Origin of the sequence: Enterobacter cloacae complex sp. 2015409 (assembly GCF_041365315.1) — a bacterium.
GTDB classification, from domain to species: domain Bacteria; phylum Pseudomonadota; class Gammaproteobacteria; order Enterobacterales; family Enterobacteriaceae; genus Enterobacter; species Enterobacter pseudoroggenkampii.
This window is the reverse complement of the sequence record NZ_JBFTVM010000001.1, coordinates 188,565-207,747: the sequence shown is the minus strand read 5'-3', so window position 1 is coordinate 207,747 and position 19,183 is coordinate 188,565. Positions and strand designations below refer to the sequence as shown.

Sequence of the window (19,183 nt, the reverse complement as noted above, 5' to 3'; positions counted from 1 at the left end):
AAAATACGGGAGAGGGTGTTACAAACACATAAAAAAAACCCTCGTCTTTTGACGAGGGTTTACAATTTTGGTGGAGCTAAGCGGGATCGAACCGCTGACCTCTTGCATGCCATGCAAGCGCTCTCCCAGCTGAGCTATAGCCCCACATGTTTCTTTACTAACCGCACTCTGTTGGGTTCAGAGTTTGGTGGAGCTAAGCGGGATCGAACCGCTGACCTCTTGCATGCCATGCAAGCGCTCTCCCAGCTGAGCTATAGCCCCATCGTAAAGCTGTCATGTTGACGGGCGGCATAATATGAATTCCGCTGCGGAGTGTCAACGGCAAAATCAATTCAAGCCATTCAATCGCCGAAAAATCATGCAAATGAATCACTTTGCGAGCCTGCTCGCAGTCAGGAGTTAAGCCTGTCACGTTTTCACGTAAAACGGTGCTATAAAATGAGCCGTTAATTAACCCCACAGATATTCAGGAAATTGCATGATCAAGGAACGAATGACGCCAGAAGAGTTAGCCCTCCTCACTGGCTATAGCCGCCAGACCATCAATAAATGGGTACGCAAAGAGGGTTGGATTACATCACCAAAGCCAGGCGTCCAGGGCGGGAAAGCGCGCCTGGTGCATGTGAACGAAAAAGTCCGTGACTTTATCCGCAGCGCACGTCGGGCAAGTGAAACGTCCGAACTGCCGGAAGGCACCAGCCATGACGGTTCGCTTCACACCCTACTCCTGACGCTGGCCAATGAAATGACGCCGGAAGAGCAGAAGCAGATGACATCGCTGTTAATGCGGGAAGGGATTACCGGATTGTTGCAACGTTTAGGGATTCGCGATCAGAACTGATATGAAAAAATTACGTAGCAAAATGACCACGGAAGAGCTGGCGGAGTGTTTAGGCGTTGCCAGACAAACGGTTAATCGCTGGATACGCCAGCAGGGGTGGAAAACGGAAGGACTCAACGGCGTAAAGGGGGGTCGGGCTCGGCTCATTCATGTTGATGCGCGCGTGAAGGAACATATTATAAGCCTCCCGGCGATCCGTAACCGTCAGGCGGTTTACCATCTCGCTGAGGCCACGTCTGCCTATAATGGACCCTCTTCAAACCTGTCTCCGGGCATTATTGAGACGCTGGAGAGTATGACTCCGTCAGAGCAGAAGCGTCTGGACGCTTTATTGAAACGCGAGGGTATACACGGTTTTCTTACACGTCTGGGTATCGCGGAAAAAGAGGCATAAAAAAACGGCAGGTTACCCTGCCGTTTTTGTAGACGTGATTACTGCTGATTTTCACGTTCAGCGATGAAGTCCAGCGCCTTGTTAATGCGCGCCACGCTGCGCGACTTGCCGATGGCATGAACCGTTACATCCAGCGCCGGAGACTGACCCGCACCGGTCACCGCGACGCGCAGTGGCATACCGACTTTACCCATGCCGACTTCCAGCTCGTCTGCCGTCGCCTGAATGGCGTGATGCACATTCTCAGCGGTCCACTCGGTGAGGGCAGCCAGCTTGTCACGCACCACTTCCAGCGGCTGACGCGCAACCGGACGGAGGTGTTTCTTCGCGGCGTCCGCGTCGAACGCATCAAACTCTTCATAGAAGTAGCGGCAGCTTTCGGCAATCTCTTTCAGGGTTTTGCAGCGCTCGCCGAGCAGTTTCACCAGATCCGCCAGCTCAGGGCCAGTGCGGGTATCAATATTTGCCTGCTCAATGTGCCACTGCAGATACGTCGCCACATATTCTGGCGGCATGGTATTGATGTAGTGATGGTTCAGCCACAGGAGCTTGTCGGTATTAAATGCGCTCGCAGATTTGCTCACAGAGCTCAGAGAGAACAGTTCGATCATCTCTTCGCGGCTGAAGATCTCCTGATCACCGTGGGCCCAACCCAGGCGCACCAGATAGTTCAGCAGCGCTTCCGGCAGATAACCGTCGTCACGATACTGCATGACGCTCACCGCACCGTGACGTTTAGACAGTTTTTTGCCGTCATCACCGTTGATCATGGAGACGTGCGCATAAACAGGCACCGGCGCGTTCAGCGCCTTCAGGATGTTGATCTGACGTGGCGTGTTGTTGATGTGGTCTTCACCGCGCACAACGTGGGTAATTTCCATATCCCAGTCGTCAACCACAACACAGAAGTTGTAGGTTGGGGAACCATCGGTGCGACGGATGATCAGATCGTCCAGCTCCTGGTTGCTGAATTCGATCGGGCCACGGATCTGGTCGTCAAAGATCACCGAGCCATCCTGCGGGTTAGCAAAACGCACGACGCAAGGCTCATCAGCAGCATGCTCGCTGTGGTCGTGGCGGCAGCGGCCGTCATAACGCGGCTTCTCACCGTTCGCCATCTGCTCTTCGCGCAGCGCATCCAGACGCTCTTTTGAGCAGTAGCACTTATACGCCGTGCCCGCGACCAGCATCTCATCAATGACGGCGTTATAGCGGTCAAAGCGTTTGGTCTGGAAATACGGGCCTTCGTCCCATTCCAGATTCAGCCAGTTCATCCCATCCATAATGGCTTCAATTGCTTCCGGCGTGGAGCGCTCAAGATCGGTGTCTTCAATACGCAGCACGAACTCACCTTTGTTGTGGCGTGCGAAAAGCCAGGAATAGAGAGCGGTACGTGCACCACCGACGTGCAGATAGCCTGTCGGGCTCGGCGCGAAGCGAGTTTTGATTTTCATGAAATGGCCTTACGTTATAAAGATGCCGGCAATCGGCAAATCCTGGGGAAAAAACGATGGGCAATATTCTATCACTGTGGGGGGAATCCTCAATGTTGATCCCTTTATCATGACCGGGTTTGCGATTTTTGTTTAGAAATCATGCGCCACAGCCCGTTTCGCGATCGTTTTGTTTAATTTTACGACGAACGAATAAAAACTTTAGAAAATGCGTTGACTCATTTTCAACTCTCCCTATAATGCGACTCCACACAGCGGGGGTGATTAGCTCAGTTGGTAGAGCATCTCCTTTACACGGAGGGGGTCGGCGGTTCGAGCCCGTCATCACCCACCATCTACTTCGGTAGACTCGCAGTGTAGATAAGAATTGAGATTGGGCGATTAGCTCAGTTGGTAGAGCATCTCCTTTACACGGAGGGGGTCGGCGGTTCGAGCCCGTCATCGCCCACCATTCTCACCTTATCGCAGCAGTTCCGAAATGGGCGATTAGCTCAGTTGGTAGAGCATCTCCTTTACACGGAGGGGGTCGGCGGTTCGAGCCCGTCATCGCCCACCATTTCGGGTCGTTAGCTCAGTTGGTAGAGCAGTTGACTTTTAATCAATTGGTCGCAGGTTCGAATCCTGCACGACCCACCAATGTAAAAAAGCGCCCTAAAGGCGCTTTTTTGCTATCTGCGATTTGTCTACTTCCCAGCCGTCAACGTCGCAATTAACGTCTTCACCGCTGGCGTCGCCTGCTTCTCGTCATACACCACATATAAATCTGCCGGTATCCGCTCTTTCAGCGGACGGAACACCACGCCCGGCCACTGCATTTGCGCGTAGCTGTCTGCGGCGAGCGTAATTCCCATGCCCATGCTGATCATCGCCAGCACCGTTTGCGGTTCAACGGCTTCGCGCACAATCATCGGCGAAAAACCGGCCTGCTGGCAGACGCGATATAAAAATGCCCAGTCAGAATGGGCCGACGGCATCGTGACAAAATACTCGTCCTGCAATTCTGCGAGCGCAATTGAAGGTTCCCTGACCAGCCGGTGATCTTCCGGCATCGCCACCAGAAAAGCCGCCTCACGTAACCGCACGCTGGTAAACCCCGCGGTAGGTTCCGTTGCCATTCGCCAGATCCCAACATCCAGCTCCCGGCGCTCAAGCAGCGCCATCTGCATGACCGGGGATTTCTCGCGGAATACGACATCTACATTCGGGTGCGATTTCAAAAAAGCGCGCATCACCGTGCGCACCTCACTCCACATGGCGGTGCCCACAATCCCCAGCTCAATGCGCCCTGCTTCCCCCCGGCCAATTTGCTCGACGCGAGCCAGGGCCTGGTTTGCGCTGGCGAGCAGCCGTCGTGACTCTTCCATCAGCACTTTACCGGCATGCGTCAACGCGACGCTCCGCGAGTGGCGAATAAACAGTAACGTGCCCAGCTGGCTTTCCAGCTCTTTAATATGCAGGCTTAACGGCGGCTGAGACATATTGAGACGGGCCGCAGCCCGTCCAAAATGCAGTTCCTCCGCCACGGCCAGAAAATAGCGCAGCAGCTTGAGATCGGTCCGATAGACGCGTTCCATCAAAACATATCCTGGCGATAACACTTATGCGCCTACCTTAAAGCCTTTCCGCGTCCGGAGGGGAAATTTAGTGCGCAACTGTGCGCATCCCGCTGTTTTTACAGGTGTGGTGGTAGTTAAAGCTGAAGTAAAATACCACCGCGAGCACCAGGGCATAGGCCGCAAACACCAGCCAGATCGTCTGCCAGTCCTTCACCCCGTCCACCGAGAAATAATCAACGGCCATACCGCTCAATACCGAACCGAAATACGCCCCGATACCGTTAACGGTCGTCATAAACAGCCCTTGCGCGCTGGCGCGGATATCGGCGCTGACCTCCTGTTCAACAAATACCGAGCCGGAAATATTGAAGAAGTCGAACGCGCAGCCGTAGACAATCATTGAGAGCATGAGCAGCACGAAGCCCGTCGCGGACGGATCGCCAAAGGCAAATAAACCGAACCGCAGCATCCAGGCCACCATGCTCATCAGCATGACGGCTTTAATGCCAAAGCGTCCGAGGAAGTACGGAATGGTCAGAATGAAGAACACCTCAGACATTTGCGAAACGGAGAGCAGGATGGACGGATAGTTGACGATAAAGCTATCGGCATACGCCGGATTACGCGCAAAATCATGCAGGAAGGGGCTGCCAAACGTGTTGGTTATCTGCAGCACGGCGCCCAGCAGCATCGCGAATAAAAAGAACACCGCCATGCGGGGCTGTTTAAACAGGATAAACGCATTGAGGCCCAGCTTGCTGGCCAGCGACGTAGACGTTTTTGTTTTCGCCACCGGAATGGCTGGCAATGTCAAAGAATAGAGCGCCAGCAGCAGGGACGCGGCAGCCGCAATATAGAGCTGCACGTTGCTCAGCTCCGCCCCCATCAGGCTTATGGCCCACATCGCGGCAATAAAGCCCACGGTGCCATACACCCGTACTCGCGGAAAATGGCTCACCGTATCCAGCCCTGCCTGTTCAAGACATGAGTAAGAAATCGTATTCGACAGCGCAATCGTGGGCATGAAGGCCATCGCATTCACCAGCATGACCCAGAACATCAGGCCAGGCTCATTGACCTGTGCGGCATAGCAGAGCGCGACGGCGCAGACGAGGTGGCAAATCACGTAAGCACGATCTGCCCGCAGCCATTTGTCGGCAATAATTCCCACCAGCGAGGGCATAACAATCGCGGCAAGTCCTTTGGAGCTGTACACCATGCCCACGTCGGAGCCGGTAAAGTGTAGGGTGTTAATCATGTAAGCGCCGAGGGTTACCAGCCAGCTCCCCCAGATAAAATATTGCATAAAGGACATCAGCTTTAAGCGAGTCGTGATGTTCATAACCCATTCCTTATAGCAGTGTGGCCCTGGCGGGCCACTTTATTGTTTTACTCAGGCAATATGGCGAAGAAAACCGCAGATAAGATTGATAAAGTTCTGGCGGGAGAGCTCGGCGGCGGCAAGGGTTTGTTCATGCGAGAGTTTGACCTCCCCCAGCCCTTCGGCGAGATTGGTAATTGCAGAAACGGCCACGACCTTCAGGCCGCAGTGGCGCGCGGTAATCACTTCCGGCACCACGGACATCCCCACCACATCGCCGCCGATAATTTGCATCATGCGGATCTCGGCCGCCGTCTCAAAGTTCGGGCCGGGATAAGAGACAAACACCCCTTCATGCAGCGGGAAGCCTTCTTTCGTTGCCACAGTTTGCAGAACGGCACGGTAATCCGCGTCGTAAGCATTGGCCAGAGAGAAGAAACGATCGCCAAAGCGCTCATCGTTCAGCCCCACCATCGGCGTGCCCGGCATGGTGTTGATATGGTCGCTCAGGGCAACCAGGCTTCCTGGCTGAACCTCCGGGCGCAGCGAACCCGCCGCATTGGTGCTAAACAGCAGCTCGCACCCCAGCAGCGTAAAGGTGCGGATCGCATCGGTCATGATGGTCATCCCGCGCCCTTCATAGAAATGGCCGCGCCCCTTCATGCAGGCAACTGGCACCCCGGCCAGATGCCCGAGCACCAGCTCGCCGGCATGGCCATGCACGGTGCTCACCGGGAAGCCCGGCAGCTTTTCATAGCTCAGGGAAACGGCGTCATCAATCTGGTCGGCAAGTGCGCCCAGGCCAGAGCCGAGAATAAACGCCACGCGAGGCGTGAAGTTCGGCTTAGCGGCGCGAATGATATCGGCGCAGTACCACGGGTTATTCGAGAGGGTCATAGAGGCTCCTTAAGGATGAAAATCGCGATAGCGGGGATCGCATGACTTACGTCTTATATCCGCAGTCTGCCGGTGACCTCCAATACACTTTCACCGCACCATCAATACTGATTGTGTATCGATGCAACTCCCTGCCAGATATGGCAGTTTTGCTCAAGCTAATCCCGTCGGTGCCGATACCTCTGTTTTATAACGCGAGGAAAAAGTATGACGACCATTCAGGCTTCAACCCAACAGATTCAAACCAGCGGCGCGAGTGGCACTTCGAGCAGTAACGATATCTCTGCGCAAATCACCCGCATTCTCGACAAGATCAAAAAGCTGACCCAGCAGTTAAAAGAGCTGGCGAACAGCCCCGTCAGCACGGATGAGAAGAAGAAGCAGCAGGAACTTATTCAGACCCAGATCAAAGTGCTGCAGGCGCAGCTCGCCGCACTGCAGCGCCAGCAGGCTGAAGAGGCCCAGAAGAAGCAGGATCAAAAGCTGGGCAAAGTGGAAGGGGTGAACAGCCCGTCAGACAATAATCAGATCGATATCTACATTTAATCTTCTGATGCGTTAAACAGTGGGTCGCGTATGCGGGCTTCGGTTAATCGTTGTGCCTGGATACGCACCACTTCCCAGATAGCCTGCGCCGCCCCCGAGAGTGAACGATTTTTTCGCCGCACCAGCATCAGCTTTCGCTCGACAACGGGTGTTAATCGCTTGACGGCCAGCCGGCTTCCCTGCGGCAGGGGAAGCGCCAGGGCTGGCAACACGCTGATGCCAATCCCGGCTTCCACCATCGGAAACAGCGTCGCCGGGTGACCAATCTCCTGGACAATCGTTGCCTTTACGCCCTGATTCACCAGCGCGGAATCAATCAGCGGACGGCTGCCCGAGGCATAATCCTGTAAAACCAGGTTCGCGCCCTGCAGGGACTGCCAGCTGACTTCCGGCAATGTGGCCAGCGGATCGTCGTCACGACAGAGCAGCAAAAAGGGCTCCGAAAGTATGCTTTCGCACGCCAGATCGCTCACCTGACCGGGATCGATAACAATACCAAAATCCACATCTCCCTGACGGATGCTCTCCAGCACCCACTGTTGCGGCCTGTCATGCAGGACAAAATCAATGTCCGGGTAGCGATGACTGCCCTCGGCTATACACTGCGGAATAAGGTGCGCAGAGATCGTCTGGCTGGCCGCGACCCGCACGGTACCCGAAAGCTGCTGCCCCAGCCTCCCCACGTCTCTGAGCGTGCTGTTCAGCTCATCCAGCAGCCGCTCGAGGCGCAGGGCCAGCTGCTGACCTGCTTCGGTCAACACCACTTCGCGCGTGGTGCGGTCAAGCAACTTCACCCCGGTCTGATTCTCCAGCTCTTTCACGCTGTGGCTGACTGCCGACTGGCTCAGGCCAATCATCTCCCCTGCCCGGCTAAAACTACGAGCCTGCGCCACGGTGACAAAAACACGAAGCTGACGTAATGAATAATTCATCTATTTAATTCATGAATGGATGCAATAAATCAATTTTATTTCTCAAATGGAAGAAAGCACAATAGCGACATCTGTTTTCAGGAGAGATTATGAAACTTTTTCGTATCCTTGATCCGTTCACGCTTACCCTGGTGGTTACCGTTTTACTGGCCTCGTTTTTCCCGGCTCGCGGCGGTTTCGTCCCATTCTTTGAAGGCTTGACCACGGCGGCCATCGCCCTGCTGTTCTTTATGCACGGCGCCAAACTCTCCCGCGAAGCCATTATCGCAGGCGGCGGACACTGGCGACTGCATCTGTGGGTGATGTGTAGCACCTTTATTCTGTTCCCGATCCTCGGGGTGCTGTTTGCCTGGTGGGCACCGGTTAACGTCGACCCGGCGCTCTACACCGGCTTCCTGTATCTCTGTATTCTGCCGGCCACCGTGCAGTCCGCCATCGCTTTTACCTCGCTGGCAGGCGGCAACGTGGCGGCCGCGGTCTGCTCGGCATCCGCATCCAGCCTGTTAGGGATTTTCGTCTCTCCGCTGTTGGTGGGCCTCCTGATGAACATGCACGGGGCGGAAGGTAACCTGGAGCAGGTCGGAAGAATTTGTCTGCAGCTGTTGCTGCCGTTTGTCCTGGGACATCTCTCCCGTCCGTGGACCGGCGCATTTGTGGCGAAGCATAAAAAGTGGATCTCAAAAACCGACCAGACCTCGATTCTGCTGGTGGTTTACTCCGCCTTCAGCGAAGCAGTCGTGAACGGGATCTGGCACAAGGTGGGGGCAGGCTCGCTGCTGTTTATCGTGGTGGTCAGCATTGTCCTGCTGGCGATTGTAATAGCGGTAAACGTCTTTGTGGCACGCAAGTGCGGCTTCAACAAAGCGGATGAAATTACGATTGTGTTCTGCGGTTCGAAGAAGAGTCTGGCTAACGGTATCCCGATGGCCAACATTCTGTTCCCGACCTCGGTGATTGGAATGATGGTGCTGCCGCTGATGATTTTCCATCAGATCCAGCTGATGGTCTGCGCGGTGCTGGCGCGTCGCTACAAACGCCAGACCGAAAAGCTGGCGCAGGAAGAGACCCGCGCCGCGAAGGCTTAAGGGCGTTTCAGGGGCTGAACCAGCTGGGTCAGCCCCTCGGTTTTGATCAGTAACGTGATAGCCATCAGCTCGCCCAGTCGCCCTGCCGGGAATTCATCCTTGCGGGCAAACCACAGCAGATACTCCTCCGGCAAATCGATCAGCCTGCGGCCCTTGTATTTACCGAACGGCATCTCGGTATTGGCGATCTCAACGAGCTGCTCTTTCTCCACGTTACTCTCCTAACAGACGCATCATTTCCGCTTCGTCGATAACCTCAATGCCGAGCTCCTGGGCTTTCGCCAGCTTAGAACCCGCCGCTTCCCCGGCGATCACCAGGTCGGTTTTCTTCGACACGCTGCCCGCCACTTTTGCCCCCAGCGCCACCAGACGCGCTTTTGCATCGTCGCGTGAAAGCTGGCTCAGGCTGCCGGTCAGCACCACCGTTTTACCGGCGAACGGGCTGTCGATCTCTTCGGCGTTGACCACTACCGGTGCTGGCCACCTGATGCCCTCTTCCAGCAGTTTGCCGATGACTTCGCGGTTGCTCTCTTCGGCGAAGAAGTTAAAGACGTGCGTGGCGACAACGATGCCGACATCCGGAACTTTCTGCAGCTCCTCGATGCTCGCCTTTTCCAGCGCCTCCAGCGTACCAAAGTATGCTGCCAGACCTGCTGCGGTTGCTTCACCCACTTCACGAATGCCCAGCGCGTACAGGAAGCGGGCGAAGGTGGTCTCTTTGGCGGTTTCCAGCGCGTTAACCACGTTCTGGGCTGACTTCGGCCCCATGCGGTCCAGACCAGTCAGTTTGCCCGCCGTCAGTTTGAAGAGATCCGCTGGCGTGTGGACATACTCTTTCTCAACCAGCTGATCGATAATTTTATCGCCCATGCCGTCGACGTCCATCGCCCGACGGGAGACGAAGTGCTTCAGTGACTCTTTACGCTGTGCGCCACAGATTAAGCCCCCCGTGCAGCGCGCCACCGCTTCACCTTCCACACGCTCTACGTCAGATCCGCACACCGGGCAATGGGTCGGGAAGACAATTTCGCGCGTATCATCAGGACGTTCTGACTCCACAACGTTAACCACCTGCGGGATCACGTCCCCCGCGCGGCGAATCACCACTTTGTCACCAATGCGCAAGCCCAGGCGTTCGATTTCATCGGCGTTATGCAGCGTGGCGTTACTCACCAGCACGCCCGCAACCTGCACAGGCTCCAGACGGGCAACCGGGGTAATGGCGCCCGTACGGCCGACCTGGAACTCTACGTCGCGGACGAAGGTCATCTGCTCCTGAGCCGGGAACTTAAACGCCACCGCCCAGCGCGGCGCGCGCGCCACAAAGCCCAGCTGCTCCTGCAGCGCCAGTGAGTTCACCTTGATGACCACGCCATCAATATCAAACCCGAGCGTCGGACGGTCCTCTTCCACTTTGTGGTAGAACGCCAGTACCGCTTCCGGCGAGTCGCAGAGCTGAACGCGGTTGCTCACCGGGAGGCCCCACGCTTTAAACTGCAGCAGACGCCCGAGATGGGTATCCGGCAGCTCGCCGCCCTCCAGAATACCGACGCCGTAGCAGAAGAAAGTAAGCGGTCGCTTCGCGGTGATACGCGGGTCAAGCTGGCGCAGAGAGCCCGCCGCCGCATTACGCGGGTTAGCAAACACCTTCCCACCGGTGCGACGCGCCTCTTCGTTAATTTTCTCGAAGCCCGCCTGGGGCAGGAACACTTCGCCGCGCACTTCCAGACGCGCAGGAATGTTGTCGCCCTGCAGCTTCAGCGGGATCGCTCGGATGGTACGCACGTTGGTGGTGATGTCTTCACCCGTCGTGCCGTCGCCACGCGTCGCGGCGCGTACCAGCACGCCGTTTTCGTAGAGAAGGCTGACTGCCAGGCCATCCAGCTTCAGCTCGCAGCACCAGGTGAGGGAGTCGCTGCTTTTCAGGCGATCCTGCACGCGCTTGTTAAACGCGAGGAAGCTCTCTTCATCGAAGACGTTATCCAGCGACAGCATCGGCACTTCATGACGCACCTGGCTAAAAGCCCCCAGCGGCTCAGCGCCGACGCGCTGGGTGGGGGAATCCGGTGTGATGAGGTCAGGATGCTGCGCCTCTAATTCGCGCAGCTCGCGCATCAGGCGGTCATACTCCGCGTCCGGAACTTCCGGTGCGTCCATAACATGATAGAGGTATTCATGATGGCGAAGCGTGGTTCGCAGTTCAGTGAGTTGTTGTTCGATTGAGTCCATATCGCACCATCAATGAGAAAAAACCCCCGACAGGCGGGGGTTGAGGAGGAGTTGAAGTCAACGCGGCGATTACGCGTTGGCTTCCTTAACTTCGCGGATGCGGTCCTGATACTCGCGCAGTTTCTGCGGGGTCATCATTCGACGCTGATCGTCGAGCACCACACCGCCGACTTCGTCAGCGATATGCTGGGCAGACTGCAGCATCAGCTTAAAGTTTTGCAGTTCGTCGCCGTAGGACGGCACCTGCATAAAGATAGTCACACCCGGGGTCACGAAATCACCGGTCATTTCCGGATCAAAGGTGCCAGGGTTAACCATGTTGGCCAGGCTGAACAGCGCCGGGCCGCTACCGTCAGGACTCAGGTGGCGATGGAAGATGTTCATATCGCCAAACTTGAAGCCTGCCTGTTGAATACTGTTAAGCAGCACGTCACCGTTGAGATGGCTACCGTGATGCGCGGCCACGTTCATAATGATCACCGCTTCTTTACGCTGCGGTTTTTCAACAACCGGCTCTGGCTCTACAACGGGCTCAGGCTCAACGTGCGGTGCCGGAGCGGGTTGAGGCGCAGGCTGGACATGAACAGGCTGCTGCGGTTGTTGTACCGGCTGAGCAGGCTGTTGTTGCACGGGCTGCTGCACCGGTTGCTGTTGAACCGGCTGGGCAGGCTGCTGATAGACAGGCTGTTGCGGCGGCTGGCGCACCGGCTCTTCCACAGGCTGCTGCGCTGGCTGGCGCGGCTGTGCGGAAGCATACGGCGGTTGATACTGGTGCTGCGAAGGACGAGGTGCTTCTTGCTCCCCATGGCCTGCGCCGGGCGCAGTATTGACCCGATGAACACGAACTTCACCCACGCCGTCGTCGTCGCTGCCGTCGATGTCATCTTCACTGTCATCGTCATCACGACTGGACTTCATGCGCTTCAGTGGGCGATCGCGAAACATCGAGGAACGCTCTTTACGGCTGGTCCAGAAACCATGTACCAGTAAAGCGATTATGGCGATCGCGCCAACAATGATTAATATCAGACGCAAATCCTGCATCATTATATTCTCTGTTGTTCTAACACCTTGCCACCACGGCAAACATTTACTCACTAAGAGTATTTGCCGTTTACGTCAAGTGCAAGTGTGTGCAGAGCATTCACAGCATAAAGATGAAGGAAATCGTGCTTTTTGCTGGTTTTTCGAACATTTCCGAACTGGTCATTGCTCCGTAAGTGGATAATATAGGCGGGCAATTCCACTGGTTGTGTAAAAAGGAGTACAGCCTGGCTATGGTTTCAACATCTTCTTCTCCCCCGCGCAGCGGCGTCTGGTATTTTTCTCAGGGCTGGAAACTGGTCTCCCTGCCGGGGATTCGACGCTTCGTCATTCTCCCACTGTTGATCAATATTATTCTGATGGGCGGCGCGTTCTGGTGGCTGTTCACCAAGCTGGAGAGCTGGATCCCGTCGCTGATGAGCCATGTGCCGGACTGGCTGCAGTGGCTGAACTACCTGCTCTGGCCGGTGGCGGTGATTTCCGTGCTGCTGGTGTTTGGCTATTTCTTCTCGACGATTGCGAACTGGATAGCCGCACCGTTTAACGGTCTGCTGGCGGAACAGCTGGAAGCGCGGCTTACCGGCGCGACGCCGCCGGACACGGGCATATGGGGGATCATGAAAGACCTCCCTCGCATTATGAAGCGTGAATGGCAAAAGTTTGCCTGGTACCTGCCCCGCGCGGTTGTGCTGCTTATCCTCTATTTTGTGCCAGGCATTGGCCAGACGGTGGCACCCGTGCTGTGGTTCCTGTTCAGCGCCTGGATGCTGGCCATCCAGTACTGTGATTATCCGTTCGATAACCACAAGGTGCCATTTAAAACGATGCGCACCGCCCTGCGCAGCCAGAAGGTCGCCAATATGCAGTTTGGCGCGCTGACCAGCCTGTTCACCATGATTCCCTTCCTGAATCTGTTCATCATGCCCGTCGCCGTCTGCGGCGCGACGGCGATGTGGGTCGACTGCTACCGTGCTAAGCACGCGTTATGGAAATAATGCAAAAATGTGTAAAGCAGGGGTGGCTTATGCCGCCCCTTATTCCATACTGATCCCCATTATTTCCTTGCAGTATATAGATATGCGAATTCCTTACTTCCCCCTACCTGCTTAGCAGGTATGCTGGGTCGGTATCCCAATTTCATACAGTTAAGGACAGGCCATGAGTAAGATTTATGAAGACAACTCGCTGACTATCGGTCATACGCCCCTGGTTCGACTGAACCGTATCGGTAATGGACGCATTCTGGCGAAGGTCGAATCACGTAACCCGAGCTTCAGCGTAAAATGCCGTATCGGTGCAAACATGATTTGGGATGCTGAAAAACGTGGCGTACTGAAGCCAGGCGTTGAGCTGGTGGAACCGACCAGCGGCAATACCGGTATCGCTCTGGCCTATGTGGCTGCCGCGCGCGGCTACAAGCTGACGCTGACCATGCCAGAAACCATGAGCATCGAGCGTCGTAAGCTGCTCAAAGCGCTGGGCGCGAACCTGGTGCTGACCGAAGGCGCGAAGGGCATGAAGGGCGCCATTCAGAAAGCCGAAGAGATTGTGGCCAGCGATCCGGCTAAATATCTCCTGCTGCAGCAGTTCAGCAACCCGGCTAACCCGGAAATTCACGAGAAGACCACCGGTCCGGAAATCTGGGAAGATACCGACGGCCAGGTTGACGTCTTTATCTCCGGCGTGGGTACCGGCGGTACGCTGACCGGCGTGTCGCGCTATATTAAAGGCACAAAGGGTAAAAAAGACCTGATCACCGTTGCCGTTGAGCCAACCGACTCACCGGTTATCACCCAGGCACTGGCGGGTGAAGAGCTCAAACCCGGCCCACACAAAATTCAGGGTATTGGCGCAGGCTTCATTCCGGGCAACCTGGATCTGAAGCTGATCGATAAAGTGGTTACCATCACTAACGAAGAAGCCATCTCTACCGCGCGTCGCCTGATGGATGAAGAAGGCATTCTGGCGGGTATCTCTTCCGGTGCGGCCGTTGCGGCAGCGCTCAAGCTTCAGGAAGATGAAGCCTTTACCAATAAGAATATTGTGGTTATCCTTCCGTCCTCGGGTGAGCGTTACTTGAGCACCGCACTGTTTGCCGATCTGTTTACCGAAAAAGAACTGCAACAGTAGTGCCAGCATGTTAATAACGCGTAAAAAAGCACCTTTTCAGGTGCTTTTTTGTGGCCTGCTTCAAACTTTTACCCCTCCTGGCATTGCTTCACCCCGAAGGGTCTGGTATTTAAACCAGCAATTATTTTGATGCGTGAAATTAATCGGCAAACGAAATAGCCTTGCTGAATCGATTTTATGATTTGGTTCAAGTCTTGCTTTCGCTGCATAATGTTTAATGACGATCGAAACGTCAGCGCTAACAATACAGGCTAAAGTTCAGTCGCCAGGCTAGACTTTAGTTCCACAACACTAAACCTATAAGTTGGGGAAATACAATGTTCCAGCAAGAAGTTACCATTACCGCTCCGAACGGTCTGCACACCCGCCCTGCTGCTCAGTTTGTTAAAGAAGCAAAAGGCTTCACTTCTGAAATCACTGTGACTTCCAACGGCAAAAGCGCGAGCGCAAAAAGCCTGTTCAAACTGCAGACTCTGGGCCTGACTCAGGGCACCGTTGTCACCATCTCTGCAGAAGGTGAAGACGAGCAGAAAGCAGTTGAGCATCTGGTTAAACTGATGGCTGAGCTCGAGTAAGTTTCCGGGTTCTTTTAAATATCAGTCACAAGTAAGGTAGGGTTATGATTTCAGGCATTTTAGCATCCCCGGGTATCGCTTTCGGCAAGGCACTGCTGCTGAAAGAAGACGAGATCGTCATCGACCGGAAAAAAATTTCTGCCGACAAGGTTGATCAGGAAGTTGAACGTTTTCTGAGCGGTCGTGCCAAGGCATCTGCGCAACTGGAAGCAATCAAAACTAAAGCTGGCGAAACTTTCGGTGAAGAAAAAGAAGCCATCTTCGAAGGGCACATCATGCTGCTCGAAGATGAGGAGCTGGAGCAGGAAATCATAGCCCTGATTAAAGATAAAGGCATGACGGCCGACGCGGCTGCGCATGAAGTTATCGAAGGTCAGGCAACTGCCCTGGAAGAACTGGATGATGAATACCTGAAAGAGCGTGCGGCTGACGTACGTGATATCGGTAAGCGCCTGCTGCGCAACATCCTGGGCCTGGCCATCATCGACCTGAGCGCGATTCAGGATGAAGTGATCCTGGTTGCCGCTGACCTCACCCCGTCTGAAACCGCACAGCTGAACCTGAAAAAGGTCCTCGGTTTCATCACCGACGCGGGTGGCCGTACCTCCCACACCTCTATCATGGCGCGTTCTCTGGAACTGCCTGCCATCGTGGGTACCGGTAGCGTCACCTCTCAGGTGAAAAATGGCGACTATCTGATTCTGGATGCCGTAAACAATCTGGTTTACGTCAACCCAACCAATGAAGAGATCGACAAACTGCGCGCGGTTCAGGAGCAGGTTGCGACTGAAAAAGCGGAACTCGCTAAGCTGAAAGACCTGCCAGCCATCACCTTGGACGGCCATCAGGTTGAAGTGTGCGCAAACATCGGTACCGTCCGCGACGTTGATGGCGCTGAGCGCAACGGTGCGGAAGGTGTCGGTCTCTATCGTACGGAATTCCTGTTCATGGACCGCGACGCGCTGCCAACGGAAGAAGAGCAGTTTGCTGCTTACAAAGCCGTGGCTGAAGCGTGTGGCTCTCAGGCGGTTATCGTCCGTACCATGGACATCGGTGGCGACAAAGAGCTGCCGTACATGAACTTCCCGAAAGAAGAGAACCCGTTCCTGGGCTGGCGTGCCGTGCGTATCGCGATGGATCGTAAAGAGATCCTGCGTGACCAGGTTCGTGCGATCCTGCGTGCCTCTGCTTTCGGTAAACTGCGCATCATGTTCCCGATGATCATCTCTGTTGAAGAAGTGCGTGCACTGAAGAAAGAGATCGAAATCTACAAACAGGAACTGCGTGACGAAGGTAAAGCGTTTGACGAGTCAATCGAGATCGGCGTGATGGTGGAAACACCTGCGGCGGCGACCATTGCGCGTCATTTAGCCAAAGAAGTTGATTTCTTTAGTATCGGTACCAATGATTTAACGCAGTACACCCTGGCAGTTGACCGTGGTAATGATATGATTTCACATCTCTACCAGCCAATGTCACCGTCCGTACTGAACTTGATCAAGCAAGTTATTGATGCTTCTCATGCAGAAGGTAAATGGACTGGCATGTGTGGTGAGCTTGCAGGCGACGAACGTGCTACACTTCTGTTGCTGGGTATGGGTCTGGACGAATTCTCTATGAGCGCCATTTCCATCCCGCGCATTAAGAAGATTATCCGTAACACGAACTTCGAAGATGCGAAGGTATTAGCAGAGCAGGCTCTTGCTCAACCGACAACGGACGAGTTAATGACGCTGGTTAACAAGTTCATTGAAGAAAAAACAATCTGCTAATCCACGAGATGCGGCCCAATTTACTGCTTAGGAGAAGATCATGGGTTTGTTCGATAAACTGAAATCTCTGGTTTCTGATGATAAAAAAGACTCCGGAACTATTGAGATTGTTGCTCCGCTCTCCGGCGAGATCGTCAACATCGAAGACGTGCCGGATGTAGTGTTTGCTGAGAAAATCGTTGGTGATGGCATTGCTATCAAACCAACTGGCAACAAAATGGTTGCTCCAGTTGACGGCACCATCGGTAAAATTTTTGAAACCAACCATGCGTTCTCTATCGAATCTGATAGCGGTATCGAACTGTTCGTTCACTTCGGTATCGACACCGTTGAACTGAAAGGCGAAGGCTTCAAACGTATCGCGGAAGAAGGCCAGCGTGTGAAAGTTGGCGACCCGGTGATTGAATTCGATCTGCCACTGCTGGAAGAAAAAGCCAAGTCTACCCTGACGCCGGTTGTTATCTCCAACATGGACGAAATCAAAGAACTGATCAAACTGTCTGGCAGCGTCACCGTGGGTGAAACCCCGGTTATCCGCATCAAGAAGTAATTCTTGCCGCACAGAAAAATGGCGCCTTCGGGCGCCATTTTTGTTTATGCGGGAAGAATGAGCTCGTCGTAGCCTTTCGACTGGGTATAAAGCATCACGTCCGTCACCCGATCGCCGGCCATGCGAATGGCATCGGCAACGGTTTTCCCCTCAACAATGCCGCTCACCAGCTCTGAACAGAACAGGTCGCCCGTCCCTTTCAGATCGGTTTCTACCCGCGGATGCGCGCTGACGGTCACGCCTTCATTCGTCACCAGCACCACGTGGATGTTTTGCGGGTCGTCAGCGACCGGCGCGCTGGTGATCGCCACCCATTTCAGGCTGTCAGAGAGCAATCCCTGTGCCGCCGCGATGGCGCTTTCCGGCGTACGGCACGGTTTGCCGCTTAACACTTCCAGTTCAAAGACGTTTGGCGTGATCCCCTGCGCCAGCGGCAGCAGATGCTCCCGATACGCTTGCGGGATCTCGGGCTTCACGTACATTCCGCTGTCGATATCGCCGATAACCGGGTCGACCAGCACCAGCAGGTCGGGATGCTGCGCTTTGACCGCCTTCAGCCACTGCGCCAGCAGGACGATCTGGCTGGCATTTCCCATATAGCCGGTAGTGACCGCCTTAAGCTCGCGCAGGATCTCGCGCTCTTCCAGCGCCTTCAGGTAACCGCTGAACCACTCGTCGGGGATCACTCCACCATAAAATGTGTCGTAGTGCGGCGTGTTGCTAAACAGTACCGTCGGCACGGCGGTGACGTTCAGCCTGTGGGTTCGAATATTCGGTACCGCAATGCTGTTCCCCACGCTGCCGTAAACCACCTGCGACTGCACGGCGACAATATCGGTTTGCTGCGCCCGGGTATTATCCCGGAATAGAATCATCTCCATGACGCTTAAATCCCCGCCCCCTGCGAATAACTCTCTTCACCAAAGACGCCGGTAGACAGATAGCGATCGCCGCGATCGCAAATAATCGCCACCACCACCGCGCCCGGATTTGCCTTTGCTACCCGAATCGCACCCGCTACCGCGCCGCCCGAGCTGACGCCGCAGAAGATGCCTTCGCGCACGGCCAGCTCACGCATGGTATTTTCCGCCTCGCGCTGGTGAAGATCCAGCACCTGGTCCACAAGCTGCGCATTAAAGATGCCGGGCATATACTCCGCAGGCCAGCGGCGAATGCCCGGAATGCTACTCCCCTCTTCCGGCTGCAGGCCGACAATGGTGACGGCTTTATCCTTCTCGCGCAGAAAACGCGATACCCCGGTAATAGTGCCGGTAGTGCCCATGCTGGAGACAAAATGGGTGATACGCCCGTCGGTTTGCTGCCAGATTTCCGGGCCGGTGGTGGTGTAGTGCGCGTACGGGTTGTCCGGGTTATTAAACTGATCGAGCAGTTTACCTTCGCCGCGCTCGGCCATTTCTAACGCCAGGTCGCGCGCGCCTTCCATCCCCTGCTCTTTGGTCACCAGAATCAGCTCGGCTCCGTAGGCACGCATCGCGGCGCGGCGCTCCTGGCTCATGTTGTCCGGCATCAGCAGCTTCATGCGATAGCCTTTCAGCGCCGCAATCATCGCCAGCGCGATACCCGTGTTCCCGCTGGTGGCTTCAATCAGCACGTCGCCCGGCTTAATCTCGCCGCGCTTTTCGGCCTGGACAATCATCGACAGAGCCGCGCGGTCTTTCACCGACCCCGCCGGGTTATTGCCTTCGAGTTTGACCCAGATTTCGCTGCCGTTGTCTGGCCCCATGCGCTGAAGCTTGACCAGAGGCGTGTTGCCGATGGTGTTTTCGAGTGTATTCACGTTTTTTACTCAATAAAAAAGCCGGGCGCGCGCAGCGATCCCGGCCTACAAGACACAGT

At 55.2% G+C, this 19,183-nt stretch carries 19 protein-coding genes and 6 tRNA genes; 13 read left to right on the top strand and 12 right to left on the bottom strand.

Features of this window, described 5'->3' with window-relative positions; genetic code table 11:
- Nucleotides 1-68 precede the first annotated feature (68 nt).
- Both ACDO57_RS00980 and ACDO57_RS00975 read right to left on the bottom strand, forming a co-directional pair.
- Nucleotides 69-144 (bottom strand) — tRNA-Ala (locus ACDO57_RS00980).
- A 41-nt stretch (nt 145-185) separates the two neighbouring features.
- Nucleotides 186-261 (bottom strand) — tRNA-Ala (locus ACDO57_RS00975).
- 217 nt (nt 262-478) lie between these two features.
- Here ACDO57_RS00975 and ACDO57_RS00970 point away from each other — a divergent pair.
- Nucleotides 479-841 carry a YfeC-like transcriptional regulator gene (locus tag ACDO57_RS00970; protein ID WP_048992413.1) on the top strand — a complete coding sequence of 121 codons (363 nt, stop codon included), beginning with the start codon at nt 479-481 and terminating at the stop codon, nt 839-841.
- Between the two features lies 1 nt (nt 842).
- A complete protein-coding gene (locus tag ACDO57_RS00965) occupies nt 843-1,235 on the top strand; it encodes a YfeC-like transcriptional regulator (protein ID WP_032645222.1) in 393 nt (130 codons plus the stop codon).
- Nucleotides 1,236-1,273: 38 nt separating this feature from the next.
- Here ACDO57_RS00965 and gltX read toward each other — a convergent pair whose 3' ends face one another.
- The gene (gene gltX / locus ACDO57_RS00960) at nt 1,274-2,689 is read right to left on the bottom strand and encodes a glutamate--tRNA ligase (RefSeq protein ID WP_024907621.1); all 1,416 of its coding nucleotides are present in this window, start codon (nt 2,687-2,689) and stop codon (nt 1,274-1,276) included.
- Nucleotides 2,690-2,947: 258 nt separating this feature from the next.
- Between gltX and ACDO57_RS00955 the strand changes: the two genes are divergently transcribed.
- The 4 genes from ACDO57_RS00955 to ACDO57_RS00940 all read left to right on the top strand — a co-directional run bounded on the left by ACDO57_RS00955 (nt 2,948) and on the right by ACDO57_RS00940 (nt 3,325).
- Nucleotides 2,948-3,023 (top strand) — tRNA-Val (locus tag ACDO57_RS00955).
- Between the two features lie 41 nt (nt 3,024-3,064).
- Nucleotides 3,065-3,140, top strand: a tRNA-Val gene (locus ACDO57_RS00950).
- A 29-nt stretch (nt 3,141-3,169) separates the two neighbouring features.
- Nucleotides 3,170-3,245 (top strand) — tRNA-Val (locus ACDO57_RS00945).
- Nucleotides 3,246-3,249: 4 nt separating this feature from the next.
- Nucleotides 3,250-3,325 (top strand) — tRNA-Lys (locus tag ACDO57_RS00940).
- Between the two features lie 47 nt (nt 3,326-3,372).
- Here the strand turns inward: ACDO57_RS00940 and ACDO57_RS00935 are convergent.
- The 3 genes from ACDO57_RS00935 to xapA form a co-directional block, all read right to left on the bottom strand.
- Nucleotides 3,373-4,263, bottom strand: coding sequence for a LysR family transcriptional regulator (locus ACDO57_RS00935; RefSeq protein ID WP_048992054.1), 891 nt, complete (start codon nt 4,261-4,263; stop codon nt 3,373-3,375).
- A 67-nt stretch (nt 4,264-4,330) separates the two neighbouring features.
- The gene (locus ACDO57_RS00930) at nt 4,331-5,587 is read right to left on the bottom strand and encodes a nucleoside permease (protein ID WP_370883424.1); all 1,257 of its coding nucleotides are present in this window, start codon (nt 5,585-5,587) and stop codon (nt 4,331-4,333) included.
- Nucleotides 5,588-5,638: 51 nt separating this feature from the next.
- Nucleotides 5,639-6,463 carry a xanthosine phosphorylase gene (xapA, locus tag ACDO57_RS00925; RefSeq protein WP_032646692.1) on the bottom strand — a complete coding sequence of 275 codons (825 nt, stop codon included), beginning with the start codon at nt 6,461-6,463 and terminating at the stop codon, nt 5,639-5,641.
- Nucleotides 6,464-6,670: 207 nt separating this feature from the next.
- Between xapA and ACDO57_RS00920 the strand changes: the two genes are divergently transcribed.
- Nucleotides 6,671-7,009: a FlxA-like family protein gene (locus ACDO57_RS00920; protein WP_032659298.1), complete on the top strand. Its 339-nt coding sequence runs from the start codon at nt 6,671-6,673 to the stop codon at nt 7,007-7,009.
- On the opposite strand, the gene ACDO57_RS00915 is transcribed toward ACDO57_RS00920, so the two are convergent.
- A complete protein-coding gene (locus ACDO57_RS00915) occupies nt 7,006-7,941 on the bottom strand; it encodes a LysR family transcriptional regulator (protein ID WP_024907616.1) in 936 nt (311 codons plus the stop codon). The two genes, ACDO57_RS00920 and ACDO57_RS00915, sit on opposite strands and share 4 nt — an antisense overlap.
- Before the next feature lie 89 nt (nt 7,942-8,030).
- Here ACDO57_RS00915 and ACDO57_RS00910 point away from each other — a divergent pair, with 89 nt between their 5' ends.
- On the top strand, nt 8,031-9,026 hold the full coding sequence (locus ACDO57_RS00910; RefSeq protein ID WP_370883423.1) for a bile acid:sodium symporter family protein: 996 nt from the start codon (nt 8,031-8,033) through the stop codon (nt 9,024-9,026).
- Here ACDO57_RS00910 and ACDO57_RS00905 read toward each other — a convergent pair.
- From ACDO57_RS00905 to zipA, 3 genes are all read right to left on the bottom strand, one after another.
- Nucleotides 9,023-9,238 carry a DUF3820 family protein gene (locus tag ACDO57_RS00905; protein ID WP_003861328.1) on the bottom strand — a complete coding sequence of 72 codons (216 nt, stop codon included), beginning with the start codon at nt 9,236-9,238 and terminating at the stop codon, nt 9,023-9,025. The genes ACDO57_RS00910 and ACDO57_RS00905 overlap by 4 nt on opposite strands.
- A gap of 1 nt (nt 9,239) precedes the next feature.
- On the bottom strand, nt 9,240-11,255 hold the full coding sequence (gene ligA, locus ACDO57_RS00900) for an NAD-dependent DNA ligase LigA (RefSeq protein WP_370883422.1): 2,016 nt from the start codon (nt 11,253-11,255) through the stop codon (nt 9,240-9,242).
- Between the two features lie 69 nt (nt 11,256-11,324).
- Nucleotides 11,325-12,302 (bottom strand): cell division protein ZipA, encoded by a 978-nt coding sequence (zipA, locus tag ACDO57_RS00895; protein WP_032646698.1) that lies wholly within the window; start codon nt 12,300-12,302, stop codon nt 11,325-11,327.
- A gap of 230 nt (nt 12,303-12,532) precedes the next feature.
- Between zipA and cysZ the strand changes: the two genes are divergently transcribed.
- The 5 genes from cysZ (at nt 12,533) to crr (ending at nt 17,326) form a co-directional block, all read left to right on the top strand.
- Nucleotides 12,533-13,294 (top strand): sulfate transporter CysZ, encoded by a 762-nt coding sequence (gene cysZ / locus ACDO57_RS00890; protein WP_024907612.1) that lies wholly within the window; start codon nt 12,533-12,535, stop codon nt 13,292-13,294.
- A gap of 163 nt (nt 13,295-13,457) precedes the next feature.
- On the top strand, nt 13,458-14,429 hold the full coding sequence (gene cysK / locus ACDO57_RS00885; protein WP_014884739.1) for a cysteine synthase A: 972 nt from the start codon (nt 13,458-13,460) through the stop codon (nt 14,427-14,429).
- Between the two features lie 317 nt (nt 14,430-14,746).
- Nucleotides 14,747-15,004, top strand: a complete 258-nt coding sequence (ptsH, locus tag ACDO57_RS00880; RefSeq protein WP_000487600.1) for a phosphocarrier protein Hpr — start codon at nt 14,747-14,749, stop codon at nt 15,002-15,004.
- Between the two features lie 44 nt (nt 15,005-15,048).
- Nucleotides 15,049-16,776, top strand: coding sequence for a phosphoenolpyruvate-protein phosphotransferase PtsI (gene ptsI / locus ACDO57_RS00875; protein WP_032646702.1), 1,728 nt, complete (start codon nt 15,049-15,051; stop codon nt 16,774-16,776).
- 40 nt (nt 16,777-16,816) lie between these two features.
- The gene (crr, locus tag ACDO57_RS00870) at nt 16,817-17,326 is read left to right on the top strand and encodes a PTS glucose transporter subunit IIA (protein WP_003861316.1); all 510 of its coding nucleotides are present in this window, start codon (nt 16,817-16,819) and stop codon (nt 17,324-17,326) included.
- A 44-nt stretch (nt 17,327-17,370) separates the two neighbouring features.
- Here the strand turns inward: crr and pdxK are convergent, their stop codons facing one another.
- Complete coding sequence (gene pdxK, locus ACDO57_RS00865) at nt 17,371-18,207, bottom strand: pyridoxine/pyridoxal/pyridoxamine kinase (protein WP_370883421.1); 837 nt, start codon at nt 18,205-18,207, stop codon at nt 17,371-17,373.
- Nucleotides 18,208-18,212: 5 nt separating this feature from the next.
- Nucleotides 18,213-19,124, bottom strand: a complete 912-nt coding sequence (cysM, locus tag ACDO57_RS00860; RefSeq protein ID WP_370883420.1) for a cysteine synthase CysM — start codon at nt 19,122-19,124, stop codon at nt 18,213-18,215.
- Between the last annotated feature and the right edge of the window lie 59 nt (nt 19,125-19,183).